Annotated in this window: 17 protein-coding genes; 16 read left to right on the top strand and 1 reads right to left on the bottom strand. The window is 46.0% G+C overall.

Annotation, left to right across the window (positions count from 1 at the left end):
- Positions 1 to 18: 18 nt before the first annotated feature.
- Positions 19 to 501, bottom strand: coding sequence for an N-acetyltransferase (locus tag C5I45_RS11955; protein ID WP_003154449.1), 483 nt, complete (start codon positions 499 to 501; stop codon positions 19 to 21).
- Between the two features lie 162 nt (positions 502 to 663).
- Here C5I45_RS11955 and C5I45_RS11950 point away from each other — a divergent pair, with 162 nt between their 5' ends.
- The 16 genes from C5I45_RS11950 to ftsZ all read left to right on the top strand — a co-directional run bounded on the left by C5I45_RS11950 (position 664) and on the right by ftsZ (position 20765).
- Positions 664 to 1545 carry a 2-dehydropantoate 2-reductase gene (locus C5I45_RS11950; protein WP_032868805.1) on the top strand — a complete coding sequence of 294 codons (882 nt, stop codon included), beginning with the start codon at positions 664 to 666 and terminating at the stop codon, positions 1543 to 1545.
- Positions 1546 to 1631: 86 nt separating this feature from the next.
- Positions 1632 to 3251, top strand: coding sequence for a bacillithiol biosynthesis cysteine-adding enzyme BshC (gene bshC / locus C5I45_RS11945; RefSeq protein WP_057080693.1), 1620 nt, complete (start codon positions 1632 to 1634; stop codon positions 3249 to 3251).
- 125 nt (positions 3252 to 3376) lie between these two features.
- Positions 3377 to 3808, top strand: a complete 432-nt coding sequence (gene mraZ, locus C5I45_RS11940) for a division/cell wall cluster transcriptional repressor MraZ (RefSeq protein WP_003154445.1) — start codon at positions 3377 to 3379, stop codon at positions 3806 to 3808.
- 69 nt (positions 3809 to 3877) lie between these two features.
- The gene (gene rsmH, locus C5I45_RS11935) at positions 3878 to 4813 is read left to right on the top strand and encodes a 16S rRNA (cytosine(1402)-N(4))-methyltransferase RsmH (RefSeq protein ID WP_003154444.1); all 936 of its coding nucleotides are present in this window, start codon (positions 3878 to 3880) and stop codon (positions 4811 to 4813) included.
- Positions 4814 to 4852: 39 nt separating this feature from the next.
- Positions 4853 to 5206 carry a cell division protein FtsL gene (gene ftsL, locus C5I45_RS11930; protein WP_003154442.1) on the top strand — a complete coding sequence of 118 codons (354 nt, stop codon included), beginning with the start codon at positions 4853 to 4855 and terminating at the stop codon, positions 5204 to 5206.
- A 6-nt stretch (positions 5207 to 5212) separates the two neighbouring features.
- Entirely contained in the window at positions 5213 to 7357 is a 2145-nt protein-coding gene (pbpB, locus tag C5I45_RS11925) for a penicillin-binding protein 2B (RefSeq protein WP_046559578.1), read from the top strand.
- 113 nt (positions 7358 to 7470) lie between these two features.
- Positions 7471 to 9390 carry a stage V sporulation protein D gene (locus C5I45_RS11920; protein WP_003154438.1) on the top strand — a complete coding sequence of 640 codons (1920 nt, stop codon included), beginning with the start codon at positions 7471 to 7473 and terminating at the stop codon, positions 9388 to 9390.
- Between the two features lie 195 nt (positions 9391 to 9585).
- Positions 9586 to 11058 carry a UDP-N-acetylmuramoyl-L-alanyl-D-glutamate--2,6-diaminopimelate ligase gene (locus tag C5I45_RS11915; protein ID WP_107994404.1) on the top strand — a complete coding sequence of 491 codons (1473 nt, stop codon included), beginning with the start codon at positions 9586 to 9588 and terminating at the stop codon, positions 11056 to 11058.
- 107 nt (positions 11059 to 11165) lie between these two features.
- Positions 11166 to 12140 carry a phospho-N-acetylmuramoyl-pentapeptide-transferase gene (mraY, locus tag C5I45_RS11910; RefSeq protein WP_007409707.1) on the top strand — a complete coding sequence of 325 codons (975 nt, stop codon included), beginning with the start codon at positions 11166 to 11168 and terminating at the stop codon, positions 12138 to 12140.
- Positions 12141 to 13496 carry a UDP-N-acetylmuramoyl-L-alanine--D-glutamate ligase gene (murD, locus tag C5I45_RS11905; protein WP_003154432.1) on the top strand — a complete coding sequence of 452 codons (1356 nt, stop codon included), beginning with the start codon at positions 12141 to 12143 and terminating at the stop codon, positions 13494 to 13496.
- Positions 13497 to 13554: 58 nt separating this feature from the next.
- Positions 13555 to 14655, top strand: coding sequence for a stage V sporulation protein E (spoVE, locus tag C5I45_RS11900; RefSeq protein WP_003154430.1), 1101 nt, complete (start codon positions 13555 to 13557; stop codon positions 14653 to 14655).
- A 116-nt stretch (positions 14656 to 14771) separates the two neighbouring features.
- Positions 14772 to 15863, top strand: coding sequence for an undecaprenyldiphospho-muramoylpentapeptide beta-N-acetylglucosaminyltransferase (murG, locus tag C5I45_RS11895; protein ID WP_003154428.1), 1092 nt, complete (start codon positions 14772 to 14774; stop codon positions 15861 to 15863).
- 25 nt (positions 15864 to 15888) lie between these two features.
- Positions 15889 to 16800 (top strand): UDP-N-acetylmuramate dehydrogenase, encoded by a 912-nt coding sequence (murB, locus tag C5I45_RS11890; RefSeq protein WP_014304967.1) that lies wholly within the window; start codon positions 15889 to 15891, stop codon positions 16798 to 16800.
- Positions 16801 to 16929: 129 nt separating this feature from the next.
- A complete protein-coding gene (locus C5I45_RS11885; protein WP_107994403.1) occupies positions 16930 to 17718 on the top strand; it encodes a cell division protein FtsQ/DivIB in 789 nt (262 codons plus the stop codon).
- Between the two features lie 549 nt (positions 17719 to 18267).
- Entirely contained in the window at positions 18268 to 19581 is a 1314-nt protein-coding gene (gene ftsA / locus C5I45_RS11880) for a cell division protein FtsA (protein ID WP_003154425.1), read from the top strand.
- Positions 19582 to 19616: 35 nt separating this feature from the next.
- Positions 19617 to 20765 carry a cell division protein FtsZ gene (gene ftsZ, locus C5I45_RS11875; RefSeq protein WP_003154424.1) on the top strand — a complete coding sequence of 383 codons (1149 nt, stop codon included), beginning with the start codon at positions 19617 to 19619 and terminating at the stop codon, positions 20763 to 20765.
- Positions 20766 to 21020: the final 255 nt, after the last annotated feature.

Raw genomic sequence — 21020 nt, 5'->3', positions numbered from 1 at the left:
GGCCCGGCCGGTTTTTTATTATGCCGTTTCTCCGGATGTCATTTCACCGTCCATATCGGGATGCCAGATGTATGGATTTTCTCCTTTATCACGCGCCATATCATATTTAACGGGCTCGAAATTCATCTTATCCCAGAATTCTGCTGATTTCATGCGTGAATTTGTCCTGATCGGCATTCTGAAGGATTTTGCAAAATCAACAAGCGCTTTTCCGTATCCGTTGTTTTGATAGCCCGGAAGAACCTCAAGCTTCCAAAGTTCCAAAAAGTCCTGACGCTGATCAAAATACGGATTCGCGCCTCCGTTTACCTGATATAAACTCATTCTCGCCACTAGTTTATCCCCGAAGTAAATCCCGTAAAAAGGCGAGGTGCTGTCATTTTCAATGATATTATCCTGAAGATCTTCAAGCATCGACAGCTCCTGCATCCCGTATTCCTTAAACCTTTTAAATTCTTCGAGTGTCTTATAGTTGATGAGCAGGCGCTCTATTTTCAACACAAACTCCCCCTTTGTTGTGTTCTACCATTATTGTAAACGCTTTAATTGAAAATTCCAACTATAATATGCTTGCCTGTCTTTTTGCTCAAAACGAAATTGAAGTAATTTGCGGCGGCTTCTGCTATGATAATATGGAAAAATGCAGATATAGGGTGTGACAGTGTGAAAATCGGAATTATCGGCGGCGGAGCGGTAGGCCTTTTATGTGCTTACTACTTATCGTCCCGCCATCAGGTAACAGTCATTACGCGGCGGACGGAGCAGGCTGATGCGATTAACTCAGGCGGTATACGGCTTTTGAAAGACGGAATAGAATGTACGGCGGCATGCAGAGCGCAAACAGGCATCACTTCCGGATTCGACCTCTTAATCGCAGCCGTTAAACAGCACCAGCTCAGTGCTGTGCTGCGGGATCTTGAGACGGTAAAAGGGACGAATGTGCTGTTTTTGCAAAACGGCATGGGACACATACACGACATTAGAGATTGGCATACGGATCATTCGCTTTATGCCGGCACAGTTGAGCACGGAGCAAAAAAGATATCGGATCATGCCGTTGAACATACGGGAGCGGGAGCCGTAAGATGGAGTGTATTCAGCGCATCCCGGCCGGAAACGCTCAAAAGCATCTTTTCCGGCATGCACCGGGATTTTCCCGTATATGATGAAAACGACTGGTATCGGCTGTTAACGGGAAAACTGATCATCAATGTATGCATCAACCCGTTAACTGCATTGCTGCGCGTGAAAAACGGAGAGCTGTTAAGAAATGACGCTTACAAAAAATATATGAGAAACGTTTTTGAAGAAGCGGAGACAATACTTGGCCTCGCCGATAGAGAAAAAGCGTGGAACAAGGTTTGCGAAGTTTGCAGACTGACGGAAAAAAATCATTCTTCCATGCTCGTCGATATCATGGCAGGCAGGCGGACAGAGGCCGATGCGATTATCGGCTACCTTGTAAAAGAAGCGGAAAGCCGCGGATTGCCGGCCGTTCATCTCACGTTTTTACACCGCAGCATAAAAGCGTTAGAAAGAAACTGAAACAAAGTCTTTTGAGGTTTTCCGGTAACATGCTATACTCATTTCGGAAACCTAACTATTTATTGGAGAAAGGAAGTTCCAGACAGATGCAGCTAACTGAACTTTCCATCAAAAGTCAAAATAAGTTTGTGCAGCACTATATAGATGGAGAAAACATGTCTTCATTTTTTGATTATGATATTCATTCAGAGGACGTATGGCAAAAGCGGCTTCATGACCTCTCTTCGCGGCCGTTTGCCAGAGAGGAATTAGCGGATTATTTATCCTCCTATCACGAAAAATTTCATTCCGACGCCATGCAGGCCTCCATCGAAAAACTGAGAGATCCAAAAAGCGCAGCGGTTGTAGGCGGCCAGCAGGCCGGTCTTTTAACAGGGCCTCTTTACACCATACATAAAATTATCTCCATTATCGTACTTGCCAGACAGCAGGAAGAGGCGCTGCAGATTCCTGTCGCTCCGATTTTCTGGGTGGCGGGTGAAGATCACGATCTGGAAGAAATTAATTATGTGCATACGTCAACAGAGAATAAAGGTCCGGTGAAGCGGAAACTGCCGCAGTCGTACTGGAAAAAAACATCGGCGGCTAAAACCGAGCTTGATCAGGAAAAATGCGCGGCTTGGATTGATGAAGTGTTCGCTGCTTTTGAGGAAACGGATCACACAAACACACTCCTTCAAAACGTGAAGCGATGTTTACGCTCATCAGAGACGTTCACGGACTTTTTTGAGCTGTTGATCGCCGACTTGTTTCAAGAAGAAGGCCTTATTCTGATGAATTCGGGAGATCCGGGGATTAAAAAGCTGGAAACGGGTATGTTTCAGCAGATTTTAAAACACAATCACGAGCTTGCCAAAGCCGTGTCAGACCAGCAGGTTCTTATGCGGGAAGCCGGTTATCACCCGATTATTGAATCGGACAAAGATCAGGCTAATCTGTTTTACGAACACGAGGGAGAGCGTTTCTTAATTGAAAAAGAAAACGGCGTTTTTGTCATTAAGGAGCTTGACCTGAAGTGGACGAACGACGAGCTTCATACCCATATGGAAGAAAAACCGGAATGTTTCAGCAATAACGTTGTGACAAGGCCGCTTATGCAGGAGTTTCTCATCCCGACTCTGGCGTTTATCGCGGGACCGGGGGAGATCAATTATTGGGGTGAGCTGAAGCAGGCTTTCTCATTAATGGGCTTCCGCATGACGCCGGTAGTGCCGAGACTGAACATTACGATTCTTGAGCGCCATATTGAAAAGAAGCTTTCAGAACGGAATATTCCGCTTCAGGAAGCGATCGAACACGGCACCGGACACCTGAAAGACGCTTATTTTGAAGAGCAGATTCCGGAAGAGTTTTCTTCTGTAATGGAACAGGCGAAGTCGCAGATTGAAGCCGTCCATAAAAGCGCAAGGAACGAAGCGCTGAAGGTCGATTCAAGCCTTGAGCCGCTCTTACAGAAGAATGCCGCCTTCATTCAGGATCAGCTCTTGTTTTTAGAACGGACGGTAACGAAAAGAATTGAAGAAAAAGAAGGTTTTGTGCTGCGTGACTATGAAAGAATCCAAAACAGCATCAGACCGCTCGGCGCTCCGCAGGAACGGATTTGGAATGTAATGTATTATTTGAACCGTTACGGTCCAAAATTCTTCACAACCTTCAAACATCTGCCATTTTCTTTTCAAAACCAACATCAGATTGTCAAACTTTGAAATAAAGTTTTAAAGAACCCTGAATAGTTCAGGGTTTTTTTTTATGTGTAAACAGTGTAAAATGAGGTTGTGGAGAGAAGTGGCGGATAGTGGTGAGTTTAGGGGAGAAAGTGGGGGTCCTTATCATGTTTATGGGTGAATACCGGCATACAATTGATGCAAAGGGCCGCATGATCGTACCCGCAAAATTCAGAGAAGGCCTCGGTGAGCAGTTTGTGCTGACAAGAGGACTTGACCAATGCCTTTTCGGCTATCCGATGAATGAATGGAAGCTGATTGAAGAAAAGCTGAAGGCTCTGCCGCTCACCAAAAAAGACGCCCGCGCATTTACCCGATTCTTTTTTTCCGGTGCGACCGAATGCGAACTGGACAAGCAGGGAAGGGTTAATATTGCGTCATCTCTTCTGAATTACGCAAAACTGGAAAAAGAATGTGTTGTCATCGGGGTTTCCAATCGAATTGAATTGTGGAGTAAGGTAATATGGGAACAATACACAGAAGAGCAAGAAGATTCATTCGCTGAAATTGCTGAAAACATGATTGGATTTGATATATAATGGATCTTCGTGCATCACAACAACAACTGACAATTCAATTCATTCCTGATAAAGGTGGGACCGACACAAATGTTTCAGCATAAGACAGTACTTCTTCGTGAAACCGTCGACGGTTTAAATATCAAACCGGACGGAACCTATGTGGACTGCACCCTTGGCGGCGCCGGGCACAGTACATATTTATTGCAGCAATTATCGGAAAAAGGACGCCTGATCGCCTTTGACCAAGATGACACGGCGCTTGAAAACGCACAGAAAACATTGTCCGAATACAAAGGACAGCTCATTCTGGTAAAAAGCAACTTTCGTTATTTAAAAGAGTGTTTACATGAACACGGCATTACGAGTGTCGACGGAATTTTATTTGATTTAGGAGTATCCTCTCCGCAGCTTGATACACCGGAACGGGGATTCAGTTATCATCATGACGCACCGCTGGACATGAGGATGGACCAGTCGGCCGCCCTTACGGCGAAAGAAGTCGTAAATGAATGGCGGTATGAGGACCTTGTGAGGATTTTCTTTAAATACGGAGAAGAAAAATTCAGCAAGCAGATCGCCCGGAAAATTGAAGAGGCAAGAGAAAAATCGCCTATTCAAACAACCGGCCAACTGGTCGATCTAATAAAGGACGCGATACCGGCTCCGGCGAGAAGAAGCGGAGGTCATCCGGCCAAACGTGTATTCCAAGCCATTCGAATTGCCGTAAACGACGAGCTTCAGGTATTTGAAGAGGCCCTCTTGCAAGCGATAGAGGTGCTGAAGCCGGGCGGAAGGGTGTCTGTGATCACTTTTCACTCGCTGGAAGACAGAATGTGCAAGACGACATTCAAGGAAAAATCATCACTTCCCGAACTGCCTCCGGGTCTTCCCGTGATACCGGAAGAATTTGAACCGGAATTAAAACTGATTACGAGAAAGCCCATTACGGCATCAAAAGAGGAGCTTGAAGAAAATAACCGCGCCCGGTCAGCGAAGCTCCGCATTGCGGAGAAACGAAAATAACGGGCAGCAAATGACAACATTAAAGGAGGTCATCAGCCTATGAGCAACTTAGCTTACCAGCAGGAAAAACAACAACGGCCAGTGATAAGTCCCGAAAAAAAGGTGATTGTCAAAAAGAGGGCTTCCATTACACTCGGAGAAAAGGTGCTGCTCGTCCTGTTTGCCATTGCCGTTCTCTCCACATCAATGTTTATCGTATCAAAGGCATACGCGGCGTACCAATCCAATATTGAGGTGCAAAAACTGGAGGAGAAAGTATCTGAGAAGAATAAGCAGATCGGTGATCTCGAAAAGACGGCTGCTGACTTAAGCCAGCCGCAGCGCCTGATGGATATCGCTAAAAAGCACGGTTTGAATCTGAAAGATAAAAAAGTGAAAAACATACAGGAATGATAACCCATGCCGAAAAAAAATAAGTTTATGAACAGAGGAGCAGCGATACTCAGTATTTGTTTCGCTCTCTTTTTCTTTGTCATTCTCGGGAGAATGGCGTACATTCAATTAACCGGTAAAGCAAACGGAGTAGAACTTGCAACAAAAGCGACCGAGCAGCACGAAAAAAAGCGGACGATAGAAGCGAGCCGCGGCTCTATTCTTGACCGGAACGGCAAAGTGCTTGCAGAGGACACGGCGACATATAAGCTCATTGCCGTGCTTGATAAAAAAATGACGAGTGATCCGAAGCATCCTCAGCATGTCAAAGACAAAGAGAAAACGGCGGAAAAACTGGCGACCGTTATCAATCTTGATAAAAGCGAGATTCTGGACATCTTAAACAGGAATGGCGCGAAGCAGGTGGAATTCGGTTCAGCCGGCCGCGATATCTCTTATGCGAAAAAACAAAAGATCGAAAAAATGGATCTTCCGGGTATTTCTTTCTTAAGAGATACGAAGCGCTACTATCCGAACGGCATATTTTTGTCAAATGTTCTCGGCTATGCCGATGTGAATGAAAAAACAAACGAGATACAAGGCTCTTTAGGGCTTGAAAAAATACTGAATAACTATCTGACGGAACGTGACGGGTCCGTCACTTACGAAAGTGATAAATCCGGCTGGAAACTTCCGAACAGCAAAGAAAAAATCACCGCACCTAAAAACGGTGACAATGTATATTTAACCATTGATCAGAAAATTCAAACCTTTTTAGAAGACAGCATGACGAAAGTAGCGGAAAAATATAAACCGAAAAAAATTATGGCGGCTGTCGTAGAACCGAAAACAGGCAAAGTGCTTGCGATGGGGCAGCGTCCGAGTTTTGACCCGAATATCAGAAACGTCACCAATTATTACAACGATCTGGTGTCGTACGCGTATGAACCGGGATCGACGATGAAGATCTTTACGCTTGCCGCGGCGATTCAGGAAAATGTGTTTTCCGCAAACGAGAAATATAAATCAGGAACATATAAAGTGGGAGGCGGACCTGTTAAAGATTGGAACGATGGCGCCGGATGGGGTATGACAAGCTTCCATGACGGCCTCATGAGGTCATCGAATGTTGCTTTCGCCAAACTGGCCAACGAAAAACTGGGGTTTGACCGGTTTAATGAGTACCTGCACAAATTCGGGCTCTATCAAAAAACAGGGATTGATCTGCCCGGTGAAGTATCAAGTAAAATTAACTACAAATATGATTTTGACAAAGCGTCTACGGCTTACGGCCAAGCATCGGCGATAACACCGATCCAGCAGCTTCAGGCCGTCACGGCGATTGCTAATAACGGCAAAATGATGAAACCTTACGTCATTGATCATATTGTCGACCCCGATACGAAAAAAGTCGTCAAGCAGACAAAACCGGAGCAAGTAGGCACGCCGATTTCAGCCGATACGGCGAAAAAAGTCCGGAACCTGCTCGGAGAAGTCGTGACATCAGACATCGGAACGGGGAAACCTTATAAAATTGAAGGTTTTGACGTCGCGGGTAAAACGGGAACCGCACAAATCGCCGGGACGGGCGGATATTTAAGGGGAACGAGCAACTATGTGTTTTCATTCATGGGCATGGCGCCGAAAAATGATCCTAAGCTCGTCATCTATGTAGCCGTGCAGCAGCCGCAGTTAAAAGCGGGGCAAAGCAGCTCTGATCCTGTTGCGGAAATCTTTAACCCGACGATGAAAAACAGCCTCCACTACATGAATATCGAACCGACGGAAAAAACAGATTCCGGTCAGGAAGAAACGAAAAGCCAAAAGATGCCTGACCTGACAGATAAGACAGTCACGGGCGCTGAGAAGGAAGCGAAAAATGAACATCTCACACCGATTGTCATCGGCAGCGATGTTGCCGTAAAAGAGCAGTATCCAACAGCCGGAGAAGATGTGATCACCAATCAGAAAATCTTCTTAAAAACAGACGGAAAGATGACGATGCCGGATATGTCCGGATGGTCGAGACGGGAAGTGCTTCAATTCAGCAAAGTATCAGGCATTCACATCGATGTGAGCGGTGAAGGTTACGCTTCAAGCCAAAGTGTGAAAAAAGGCAAAGAACTGAAAGAAAATACCGTGATTAAGGTGAAATTTAAAAATCCTGATTAACGGGACAGAGAAGTCCGCGGATGCCCGCGGGCTTCTTTTTTATGCGCCGCCGTTCTATGTGTCCAAGCTGAGGCATAAATTGAAACAAGCCTAAATAAGGAGTGGACGGTCCCTTGCGCGTTTCAAATGTAACGGTTCGAAAACGTTTATTACTGGTTTTGCTTTTTGGCGTAATCATTTTTTTGATCATTGACAGCAGATTAGGCTATGTCCAATTTGTGATGGGAGAAAAGCTGACTTCACTGGCTAAGGATTCCTGGAGCCGGAATTTGCCGTTTGAGCCTGAGCGGGGAGAGATCCTTGACCGAAACGGCGTGAAGCTGGCTACGAATAAAAGCGCGCCGACCGTCTTTGTCGTACCGCGCCAGATTCAAAATCCCATAAAAACGGGCAAGCTTCTCGCGTCAGTTTTAAATATGTCGGAAGAGAAGGTCTACAAACACATTACTAAGAAAACCTCCATAGAAAAAATCTCACCCGAGGGGCGGAAAATTTCCAATAAAAAAGCGAAAGAAATCAAAGCGCTCGACTTAAAAGGGGTTTATGTGGCTGAAGACAGCATCCGCCATTATCCGTACGGAAGCTTTTTGTCCCATGTTCTCGGTTTTGCGGGTATTGATAACCAGGGCCTTCTCGGATTGGAGGCTTATTATGATGATGACTTAAAAGGTGTCAAGGGATCAGTGAAATTTTATACGGATGCCAAGGGGAAGAAAATGCCTGATGAAGCGGATGATTACACCCCTCCGAAAGACGGACTTGATATGAAATTGACGATTGACGCCAAGGTTCAGACGATTATAGAAAGAGAGCTCGACAATGCAGCGGCGAAATATAATCCGGACGGAATGATTGCGGTCGCAATGAATCCGAAAAACGGAGAAGTGCTCGGTATGTCAAGCCGTCCTGATTTTGATCCGGCTGACTATCAATCGGTGGATCCGTCCGTTTACAACCGGAATCTGCCGGTATGGAGCACATATGAACCGGGTTCGACCTTTAAGATTATTACGCTTGCAGCGGCTCTCCAAGAGCAAAAAGTAAACTTGCAAAGAGACCACTTTTATGACAAAGGATTTGCCGAGGTTGACGGCGCCCGCCTCCGATGCTGGAAAAAGGGCGGCCACGGTTCGCAATCTTATCTTGAAGTCGTTCAAAATTCCTGCAACCCCGGGTTTGTACAGCTGGGGGAACGGCTCGGAAAACAAAAGCTGTTTCAATATATTAAGGACTTCGGCTTTGGAAAAAAAACAGGCATTGATCTGCAAGGGGAAGGAACGGGGATCTTATTCCCGCTAGACAGAGTCGGCCCGGTCGAACAGGCGACAACCGCTTTCGGACAAGGGGTTTCCGTCACGCCGATTCAGCAGGTGGCAGCCGTTTCCGCAGCAATAAACGGCGGAACGCTTTATACTCCGTTTATCGCCAAAGAGTGGGTTGATCCCGTTACGAAAAAAACCGTTAAGAAACAATCGCCGATTGCGAAAAGGCAAGTTATTTCCCAGGAAACGTCAAAGCAGATCAGATATGCTTTAGAAAGCGTCGTCGCTCAGGGAACGGGGCGGAATGCCTTCGTGGAAGGATATCGCGTCGGCGGAAAAACAGGTACCGCACAAAAGGTCAAAGACGGCAAATATCTCGAAAACAACCATATCGTCTCCTTTATCGGTTTTGCGCCGGCTGATGACCCGAGTCTCGTCGTGTATGTCGCGGTTGATAATCCGAAAGGCACGATTCAATTCGGGGGAACCGTCGCCGCGCCGATTGTCGGAAATATGATGAGAGACAGTCTGCCGGAGCTCGGCGTGAAACCGCGAAAAAATCAAATCGAGAAAAAATATCAATGGAACGACACAAAAACAATAGAGGTTCCGAATGTTGTAGGGATGTCTGTCTCTGATCTTGAGTCGCTGCTTGTCAATTTGAATATTGACTCCTCAGGAAAAGGAAGCAAAATTGTGAAACAATCACCTGCAGCCGGAACGAAAGTAAAAGAAGGCTCAAAGATCCGTGTTTACTTGAGTGAAGAATGAGTCTTTTTGAGGCAGCCGATTGTTTTCGGCTGCCTTTTATCATAAAGAGAAAAAAAGAAGATAACTTTTAAGATTAACTGGATGTATCCTTTTATTTACGCTAAAATATGAACTGTATGTTTAAAAGCCATTCTGACTTTTATAAACGGTTATCATGATAAAAGAATGAATAGAATTTCTGAGAGGTTTGATACAATGAAACTTACAAAGCTGCTTACATATTTAATGGCCGAACCTGTTCAAAATGACTTTCATGACCCTGACATAACTTCAATTGAGATGGACTCCAGGGAAGTGAGAAAAGGGAGTCTTTTTGTGTGTATAAAAGGGTATACGGTAGACGGACATGATTTCGCCCAAAAAGCCGCAGAAAACGGCGCAGCGGCCATCGTTGCCGAGAAAGAGCTTGACGTCGATGTTCCTGTCATTATCGTCCGCCGGTCACAGCGGGCGCTCAGCGTTCTTTCTGACGCGTTTTACGGGCAGCCGACAAAGCAGCTTCAGCTTATCGGCATCACCGGCACAAACGGCAAAACATCAACGACGCACATGGTTGATGAGATTTTCAAAAAAGCGGGAAGACAGACCGGTTTAATCGGAACGATGTACATTAAAATCGGGGATGAGACATTCCCGGTCAAAAATACAACGCCCGAAAGCGTCACACTGCAAAAAACGTTCAAGAAAATGAATGATGAGCATGTTGACACAGCTATTATGGAAGTGTCTTCTCACGCTCTGTCACTCGGCAGGGTTCACGGCTGCGATTATGATATCGCCGTATTCACGAACCTGACGCAGGACCATTTAGACTATCACAAGACGATGGAAGACTACAGACAGGCTAAAAGCCTCCTGTTTTCCCAGCTGGGCGGCTCCTTTAACCATGAAAAGCCGAAGCGGGCCGTTTTAAACGCAGATGACAAAGCCAGTGCTTATTTTGAAAAAGTGACGGCGGCGCACATCCTTACATACGGAATCGAGAACGATGCCGATGTCATGGCGAAACAAATCGAGATCTCTGCGCAAGGCACAAGTTTTGAACTCGTTACGCCGAAAGGAACAAAGCAGATCACGGTTTCACTCGTCGGCCGCTTCAACGTGTATAACGTACTGGCTGCAGCGGCGACAGCGATCGCAGCGGGTCTGCCGTTTGATACGATCACGAGCGCTCTTGAAAAGCTGCAAGGTGTCAGAGGCCGGTTTGAACTGGTGAATCATAATCAGCCGTTTCCTGTGGTCGTCGATTACGCGCACACGCCTGACAGTCTGGAAAACGTTCTGAATACTTGCAAAGACATGACAGAGGGCAAGCTTTTCGTCGTCGTCGGCTGCGGCGGAGACCGGGACAAAACGAAACGCCCGAAAATGGCGGAAATTGCGGTGCGGATTGCCGACGAACCGATTTTCACTTCAGATAACCCGAGAAGCGAGGACCCGCTGGCCATATTAAGAGATATGGAAAGAGGGGTAGAAGGCACCTACTATCACAGTATCGCAAACCGCGAGCAGGCTATCTTTTTTGCTATTGCCAACGCGAAAAAGGGAGATGTGGTTCTGATTGCCGGGAAAGGGCATGAAACCTATCAGCAGATCGGCAATGAAACATTCGACTTTGATGACGCCGAAGTAGCGGGAAGAGCTATTGTTGAGCTGAATAAAAAGTAAAACAGGAAAGAGTGTTAGAATGAGGGAAATGAAAAGAATTACGGGGACACAATGTGAATATGATAAATACGTATGTCGTTTGAACGAAACGGGAGGAGAAAAGAGCAATGCTTGAGCAAGTGATTTTATTTACAATAATAATGGGATTTTTAATCAGTGTTCTGATATCTCCGATTCTTATCCCGTTTTTAAGACGTTTAAAATTCGGCCAAAGCATCAGGGAAGAGGGGCCGAAATCACATATGAAAAAATCAGGGACGCCGACGATGGGCGGGGTCATGATTATCGTATCCATCGCCATTACGGCGATTGTCATGACGCAGAAATTTTCGCATCTGAGCGCGGAAATGTTTCTTCTGCTGTTTGTTACGATCGGATACGGCCTGCTCGGCTTTCTGGATGACTATATTAAAGTAGTAATGAAACGGAATCTCGGATTGACGTCGAAGCAGAAATTGATCGGCCAGATCATTATTGCCATTGTATTTTACGGAGTATATCATTATTGCCATTTTTCAACCGGCATCAGGGTGCCGGGCACACATCTGTCAATCGATCTCGGCTGGGGATACTTTATCCTCGTTCTCTTTATGCTTGTCGGAGGTTCAAATGCCGTCAACCTGACAGACGGTCTGGACGGTCTCTTGTCCGGTACCGCGGCTATCGCATTCGGCGCTTTCGCCATCCTTGCGTGGAACCAGTCACAATATGACGTTGCGATTTTCTCGGTTGCCGTTGTCGGCGCCGTTCTCGGTTTTCTTGTATTCAACGCCCATCCCGCCAAAGTATTTATGGGGGATACCGGTTCGCTTGCGCTCGGAGGAGCGATCGTGACCGTTGCCATTCTGACGAAGCTTGAAATTCTGCTCGTCATTATCGGCGGAGTTTTTGTTATTGAGACCTTATCTGTTATCTTACAAGTCATCAGCTTTAAAACGACAGGAAAACGAATCTTTAAGATGAGTCCGCTTCACCACCATTACGAATTGGTCGGATGGTCTGAATGGAGAGTTGTCGTCACATTCTGGACTGCGGGACTGCTGCTTGCCGTTTTAGGAATTTACATCGAGGTGTGGTTATAAGTGGAAAACGAACTTTTTTTGCGAAAACAAAACTTTCTGGTCCTCGGACTGGCGAAAAGCGGATATGCGGCTGCGTCGATTCTTCATGAAAAAGGCATTAACGTCGTCGTGAATGATCAAAAAGCCTTTGAAGAGAACGAACCTGCCCAAAGGCTTTCAGAAAGAGGAATCGAGGTCATCTGCGGTGAGCATCCGACGTCACTTTTTGATCAGCATCACATTACCATTCTGATCAAAAATCCCGGAATCCCGTATGAAAATATCATGGTGGAGGAAGCGCAAAGAAGAGGCATCCCGGTCTGGACGGAAATCGAGCTTGCGTATTATATCACCAATGCAAAATTCATCGGCATTACAGGTTCAAACGGGAAAACAACAACGACGACCCTGATTTATGAAATGCTGAAAGCTGACTCGATAAAGGCGCTGATCGCAGGAAATATCGGCACTGTCGCCAGTGAAGTGGCTTATCATGCTGACGGTGATGAATGGATCGTCACAGAGCTTTCTTCGTTCCAGCTTATGGGGACTCATGCGTTCAGACCTGAAATCGGCCTGATTTTAAATGTGTTCGACGCTCATTTGGATTACCATCACAGCCGTGAAAACTATGAAAAAGCCAAGCAGAACGTGTATCTTCATCAGCTTGAGAGTGATACGGCCATCGTGAATCAAAGCGATGAAACAGTCGTGCGGCTTGCCGAAAGCGGAAAAGCCGGCACCGTTCCGTTTTCAGTGCACCAGGAACTGTCAAGCGGCGCATTTATTAAAGACGGAATGCTGATGTTCGGCGATGAAGCGATTCTGCCTGTTGATGACATCGTGCTGCCGGGCGCGCACAATTTAGAAAATATATTGGCCGCTGTAGCCGCGGCAAAAACGGCGGGCGCGTCTAATAAAGCGATTCAGAAGGTGCTGACAAGCTTTACCGGTGTCAAACACCGTCTGCAGTATGTAACAGCAATCCGGAATCGTAAATTTTATAATGACAGCAAAGCGACGAATATTTTGGCCACAAGCAAAGCGCTCTCCGCGTTCAAAGCACCGGTTATTCTGCTTGCAGGCGGACTTGACCGCGGCAACGGTTTTGACGATCTGAAACCGTATATGGACAATGTCAAAGCGGTCCTGACGTTCGGACAGACAGCGCCGAAGATAGAAAAACTGGGCAATGAGCTGGGAATACAACATGTCAAACGTGTCGATAATGTTGAACAAGCAGTATCTGCGGCGTTTGCGCTCTCAAATGAAGGAGACGTCATCCTCTTGTCACCCGCGTGTGCGAGCTGGGATCAGTTCAAAACATTTGAAGAACGCGGTGACATGTTTATAGATGCCGTGCATATGCTTAAGTAAGGGCTTGTCTCTGTTCATCGGCAGCCCTAAATGACTTATGCTTGGGGTGTCGATTGCTTTGACTACTAAAAAAACAGCGCCTGATTTGTTATTAGTTATCATTACGTTATTGCTTTTAACAATAGGATTAATTATGGTCTACAGTGCAAGTGCGGTATGGGCGGATTATAAATTTGACGACTCGTTTTTCTTCGCGAAACGGCAGCTGCTGTTTGCGGGGATCGGCGTCATTGCCATGTTTTTCATTATGAATGTGGATTATTGGACATGGCGCACATGGTCGAAGCTGCTTCTGATCATTTGTTTTTTTCTGCTTGTGCTTGTGCTGATTCCGGGAGTCGGAATGGTGCGGAACGGTTCAAGAAGCTGGATCGGAGTGGGAGCGTTCAGCATTCAGCCTTCGGAGTTTATGAAACTCGCGATGATTGCGTTTCTGGCTAAATTTCTTTCTGAAAAACAGAAGAATATTACGTCATTCAGACGCGGATTCGTTCCCGCGCTCGGAATCGTGTTTTCTGCATTTATTATTATTATGTGCCAGCCGGACCTGGGAACGGGGACGGTAATGGTGGGCACGTGCATCGTGATGATTTTTGTATCCGGTGCGCGAATCGCTCATTTTGCGTTCCTCGGACTCATCGGTTTAAGCGGATTTGCGGCGCTTGTTCTGTCCGCTCCTTATCGGATTAAACGGATTACCTCTTACTTAAACCCGTGGGAGGACCCGCTTGGAAGCGGATTTCAGATCATTCAGTCGCTCTATGCCGTAGGTCCGGGGGGACTGTTCGGGATGGGGCTCGGCCAAAGCCGGCAAAAGTTTTTTTACCTGCCGGAGCCGCAAACCGATTTCATTTTTGCTATTTTATCTGAGGAACTCGGCTTTATCGGCGGTTCGCTCATATTGCTGCTGTTCAGTATTTTATTGTGGCGGGGCGTCAGGATTGCCCTCGGCGCGCCGGATTTATACGGAAGCTTTGTCGCCATCGGTATTATTTCTATGATAGCTATTCAAGTCATGATTAATATCGGCGTTGTGACGGGGCTGATCCCGGTAACAGGAATTACGCTGCCGTTTTTAAGCTACGGAGGCTCATCACTGACGCTGATGCTCGCAGCGGTCGGCGTGCTTTTAAATGTCAGCCGGTACTCGAGGTATTGATCTGTATCTTGCCTCATCACTCATGATCTATTCGTTATCTATAAAAAAACAGACAACATCAATAACCCTGTCCTAAAAAACAGGGTTATCGCTATGTGATTAAGGGGGACATACGAATGCGTATTGCAGTAAGCGGAGGCGGAACCGGAGGACATATTTATCCGGCCCTGGCCTTTATTAAAGAAGTTCAGCGCCGGCATCCGGATGTGGAATTTTTGTATATCGGAACAGAGAACGGTCTGGAGAAAAAAATTGTTGAACGGGAAAATATCCCGTTCCGCGCCATTGAAATTACAGGTTTCAAACGAAAACTTTCTTTTGAAAATGTAAAAACCGTCATGCGTTTCTTAAAAGGCGTGAAGAAAAGCAAATCATATTTAAAAGAGTTTAAACCGGATGCCGTTATCGGTACAGGCGGCTATGTATGCGGTCCGGTCGTATACGCGGCGGCAAAAATGGGAATTCCGACGATCATTCATGAGCAAAACAGCCTGCCCGGCATCACAAATAAGTTTCTCTCGAAATATGTTAATAAGGTGGCAATTTGCTTTGAAGAGGCAAAATCGCATTTTCCTGCTGAAAAAGTTGTGTTTACGGGAAACCCGAGAGCCTCTGAAGTCGTCTCAATTAAGACAGGCCGCTCATTAACTGAGTTCGGGCTGAAAGACAATCAAAAAACGGTGCTCATTTTCGGCGGAAGCAGAGGCGCGGCTCCCATTAACCGTGCCGTGATAGATATGCAGGAAGAATTGAAAACGAGACCTTACCAAGTGCTTTATATTACCGGGGAAGTGCATTACGAGAAGGTAACGGCTGAGCTGAAAGGCGGAAAAGCCGCTGATAATATGGTGACAAAACCGTTTTTGCACCAAATGCCGGAGTACTTACAATCAATTGATGTCATTGTGGCAAGAGCCGGAGCGACGACGATTGCGGAGATCACCGCTCTCGGCATTCCGAGCGTGCTTATTCCGAGCCCGTATGTGACAGCCAATCACCAGGAAGTCAATGCGAAGGCGCTCAGCCAGCATGACGCTGCAATCGTACTGAAGGAAACCGAGCTCAGCGGAGAAAAACTGATCGCTGCGCTGGACAAAATCGTCATGAATGAAGAAACCTTAAAAGACATGAGTGAGCGGACAAAATCACTCGGTGTTCCGGATGCGGCAGCCAGACTGTACAGTATCATGGAAGACATAAAAAAATAGAGCAAATGGAATGCGGAGGTTTATGATGGAGAACGTAATTCAGGAATTAAGAGACCGCGAAGTCGGCAAAGTGCTGGAACAAGAACCGCTCGCGAACCATACAACGATGAAAATCGGCGGTCCGGCGGACATTTTGATCATCCCCAACAGTGTGGAAGCGGTCAAAGATATTATGGATATTGTGAAGAAACATGATCTGCCATGGACGGTTATCGGCCGCGGTTCAAATCTGCTCGTGCTTGATGAAGGCATAAGAGGAGTTGTCATCAAACTGGGCGCGGGTCTGGATCATTTGGAGATTGACGGTGATCAGGTGACGGTCGGAGGCGGCTATTCGGTCGTCCGGCTTGCGACTTCCATGAGTAAAAAAGGAATGTCCGGTCTCGAATTTGCAGCGGGCATTCCCGGATCAATCGGCGGGGCCGTCTATATGAATGCCGGGGCGCACGGATCTGATATGAGTGAGATTCTTGTGAAAGCCCGTATCTTATTTGAAGACGGCACAATCGAATGGCTGACAAACGAAGAGATGGATTTCAGCTACAGAACGTCTGTTTTGCAGAAAAAACGCCCCGGCGTCTGTCTCGAGGCAGTTCTTCAGCTTGAGCAAAAGGAACGGGAAGCCATTACGGCGCAAATGCAGCAGAACAAAGATTACAGAAAAAATACGCAGCCGTATTCAAGCCCATGCGCCGGAAGCATATTCAGAAATCCGCTGCCGAATCATGCCGGAAACCTCGTTGAAAAAGCGGGATTAAAAGGACATCAGATCGGCGGAGCGAAAGTATCCGAAATGCACGGGAATTTTATCGTCAATGCCGGCGGAGCGACTGCCAAGGACGTTCTCGACCTGATTGAGTATGTGAAAAAGACAATCCGTGAGCAGTATGATGTTGACATGCATACAGAAGTTGAAATCATCGGAGGGAATCGTTAAAAGGTTCTCTGATTTCCATGAGCTCATGTGATATACTTTTAACAAATGTCAAACGGCATCACAGCATGCCGTTTGTTTTTCAATCAGACGAATGTCAAGCTGTTTCATTCTTAGTGAGGTGGACAGGCAGTGAACCCAAATCATGAAAGAGAAAAAATCGTAAATATTGAAGAGCGGATTCCGAAAATCAAAGAGCAGCGGAAACAAAAAGCAAACCGCCGGCTGATTTCATTCATTGTGCTCTTTTTTATGATGGTGCTGATCATCGTGTACTTGCAGATGCCGATCAGCAAAGTGTCTTCTGTCACCGTTTCCGGAAACGAAAACGTGTCTGTAAAAGAGATCAACGCGCTTTCTGATATACATAACGGACAAACCGAGTTCTGGAGTCTGAACAAGAAAAAAACAGAAGAAAAGATTGAGCAGAATAAACTGGTGAAAAAGGCGGATCTTTCAAAAGTATTTCCTAATAAAGTCAGCATTCACATTGAAGAATACAAGACGATCGCGTATCTGCAGCGGAATGATGTGTATTATGAAGTGCTGGAGAACGGCACCGTGCTGCCGAACGAAGTCACGCCGGATGACGCGGGCCCGATTTTGGTTGACTGGACAAACGCGAAAAAGCGGGTCAAAATGGCGGATCAGCTTGATAAGCTTTCCGGTTCGCTAAAGCAGTCGATTTCTGAAATCTATTATACACCGGTAAAAATGGATCAGGACCGGATCAAGCTGTATATGAACGACGGGTATGTAGTTACCGCTTCTATTAAAACATTTGCCGATCGGATGAAGACCTATCCTTCTATCGTTTCCCAGCTGGACGGCGGGAAAAAGGGGATTATCCACTTAGAAGTCGCTACGTATTTTGAAGAATTTAACAAAGGTAAATCCGGCAAGAAAAAAGAAAATGATTAATAGTTCTAAAGAACTAATTTTAAGGTGATTCAAAAGAATCTATTACAATCAGCGGGGCAGCCGATATAACCGATAGCGGAATAATTATGACTATGTTTGTTTTTGCCCGGGATATGGCTGCCGGACAAGGGGAAAATTCTCAATGCAATGGGCGTGTCTTCTTCAATGAACATTGCATTTGGAATTTTCCTCCTGTTTCTTCTTTTTTCGGATGTTTCTGGCAATATCTATAGCTTTTCTGGAGGTTCATCTTAGTGTAGACTAATGGAAAGCGGGTATATTTGCATCTGGTTTGCACATTATGGCACCGTGACAGGAAATCTTACGGTAAGGTGGGCCGTCTCTAAAAAAAATAAAAAAAATGCGATATAAAAGAGGATATACATAGAATATAACGAATAGTTTCATTAAACATAAATTGTGAGAAATCAGATAAGAATTTGTTGATGCTGTTGTTTTTGTTACACACTTGTAAAGCCACATTCATTGTATTGTTGTTCCGCAAATAATAGAATAGAATTTGATCGAAATGTGAGGAGGTGCCATAGAATGAACAACAATGAACTTTACGTCAGTCTTGACATCGGTACGTCCAATACAAAAGTGATCGTCGGAGAAATGACAGATGATTCCCTTAACATTATCGGAGTGGGAAATGTACCGTCTGAAGGGTTGAAAAAAGGCTCAATCGTTGATATAGATGAAACCGTTCATTCTATAAGAAAAGCGTTTGACCAAGCTGAAAGAATGGTAGGTTTTCCGCTGAAAAAAGCCATTGTCGGCGTTAATGGAAATTATATTCATATTCAAGATACGAACGGCGTTGTCGCTGTTTCCAGTGAAAACAAAGAAATTCACGTTGAAGACGTCCGCAGGGTAATGGAAGCGGCACAGGTCGTGTCGGTTCCGCATGAGCAGCTGATCGTTGACGTCGTTCCGAAACAGTTTATCGTTGACGGAAGAGACGAAATTACCGATCCGAAAAAAATGCTCGGAGTGCGCCTGGAAGTAGAAGGCACGCTGATTACCGGCTCCAAAACGATCTTACATAATTTACTTCGCTGTGTGGAGAGAGCGGGCGTTGAAATTACTGATATCTGCCTGCAGCCGCTTGCGGCCGGTTCGGCGGCTTTGTCAAAAGACGAAAAGAACCTCGGAGTCGCCATGATTGATATCGGCGGCGGCTCGACGACGGTGGCGGTATTTGAACAGGGGCACCTGAAGGAGACAGCCGTCATTCCGCTAGGAGGCGAAAACATCACGAAAGATGTATCGATCGGATTGCGCACTTCCACCGAAGAGGCTGAAAGAGTAAAAAAACAATTCGGACATGCATTCTACGATGAGGCTTCAGAAGATGAAGTATTTGAAGTCACCGTCATAGGAACGAATCAAAAGCAATCTTTTACACAGCAGGAAATTGCCAATATTATTGAAGCAAGAGTGGAAGAGATTCTTGAGATTGCCGCAGCCGAAATTGAGCATATGGGAATTACAGATCTGCCCGGCGGCTTTGTGCTGACCGGCGGACAGGCCGCAATGCCCGGAGTGCTTTCATTGGCACAGGAAGTGCTGAGGCACAATGTAAGGGTCGCAAGCCCGAATTATATCGGTGTAAGAGACCCTCAGTATATGACGGGTGTCGGCTTGATACAATTTGCCTGCCGAAATGCCAGAATTCAGGGAAGAAAAATAGGCTTTCATATGCCGGAAGAAGCCGTGCAGGAAATCGCGGTCTCTCACGAAGAAGAACATCATCAGCGGCCAGAGGCGCAGCAGCGTCCAAAAGCAAAACAAAAAACACAAGCCGAACACAACAAACCGAGCAAAATGAAAAAACTATTAAGCATGTTTTGGGAATAGATTGATAGTCATTCGGCAGATTAGGAGGATTTAGCATGTTGGATTTCGAAACAAACATAGACGGCTTAGCATCAATTAAAGTAATCGGAGTAGGAGGCGGCGGTAATAACGCGGTCAACCGAATGATTGAAAATGAAGTGCAGGGTGTAGAGTATATTGCGGTAAACACGGACGCGCAAGCTCTTAACCTGTCAAAAGCGGAAGTGAAAATGCAGATCGGGGAAAAGCTGACCCGCGGTCTCGGAGCGGGAGCGAATCCGGAAGTCGGCAAAAAAGCCGCTGAAGAAAGTAAGGAACAAATCGAAGAAGCGTTAAAAGGCGCTGACATGGTGTTCGTTACAGCCGGAATGGGAGGCGGTACCGGAACGGGAGCCGCACCGGTGATCGCTCAAATCGCAAAGGACTTAGGCGCTTTGACTGTCGGTGTCGTAACAAGACCGTTTACATTTGAAGGAAGAAAACGCCAGCTGCAGGCTGCAGGCGGTATCACGGCAATGAAAGAAGCCGTTGACACACTGATCGTTATTCCGAATGACCGCATTCTTGAAATTGTCGATAAAAACACACCGATGCTTGAAGCATTCCGTGAAGCTGATAACGTGCTTCGCCAAGGGGTGCAAGGTATCTCTGACCTCATCGCAACGCCTGGTTTAATCAACTTGGACTTTGCCGATGTCAAAACCATCATGTCCAACAAAGGTTCAGCATTGATGGGTATCGGGATCGCTACAGGAGAAAGCCGTGCTGCTGAAGCCGCCAAAAAGGCGATCTCCAGTCCGTTACTGGAAGCGGCAATCGACGGAGCGCAAGGTGTTTTGATGAACATTACGGGAGGTACAAACCTGAGCCTCTACGAAGTGCAGGAAGCAGCCGACATCGTCGCTTCTGCCTCTGACCCTGATGTCAATATGATTTTCGGTTCAGTTATCAATGAAAATCTGAAAGATGAAATCGTCGTCACCGTTATTGCGACCGGTTTTATCGAACAGGAAAAAGATGACTCAAAACCGCAGCGTCCGACTTTAAACCAAGGATTGAAGTCTCAAAGCCAAAACGCTGCGAAACGTGAGCCGAAACGAGAAGAAACACAGCATCAAAACACGGTGAACCGCCATACATCACAACCGGCGGATGATGCCCTCGACATTCCTACATTTTTAAGAAACCGCAACAAACGCGGCTGATGTAAAAAAGGACAAGACCACATGGTTTTGTCCTTTTTCTTTTTTGTGCACAGTCTTCCTTCCTATCCCCCATGATCTATACAGTGAAAAAAGAAGCTTTATACCTATGACGAATTGATTGTTTTTTAGTTTCATACGGCTTTCTACAGAATGTGACAATATCTGGATGGAAGATTGTCTACATTTAACGTACAGCATCGAAATGACAAACGATTCCAATTATGAAGGGGGGATACACATTTTATAGGGCGTTAC

Origin of the sequence: Bacillus sp. ZY-1-1 (assembly GCF_003047165.1) — a bacterium.
GTDB lineage: Bacteria > Bacillota > Bacilli > Bacillales > Bacillaceae > Bacillus > Bacillus velezensis.
Note: the sequence above shows the minus strand (reverse complement) of the source record. Positions and strands in the feature narration are given on the sequence as shown.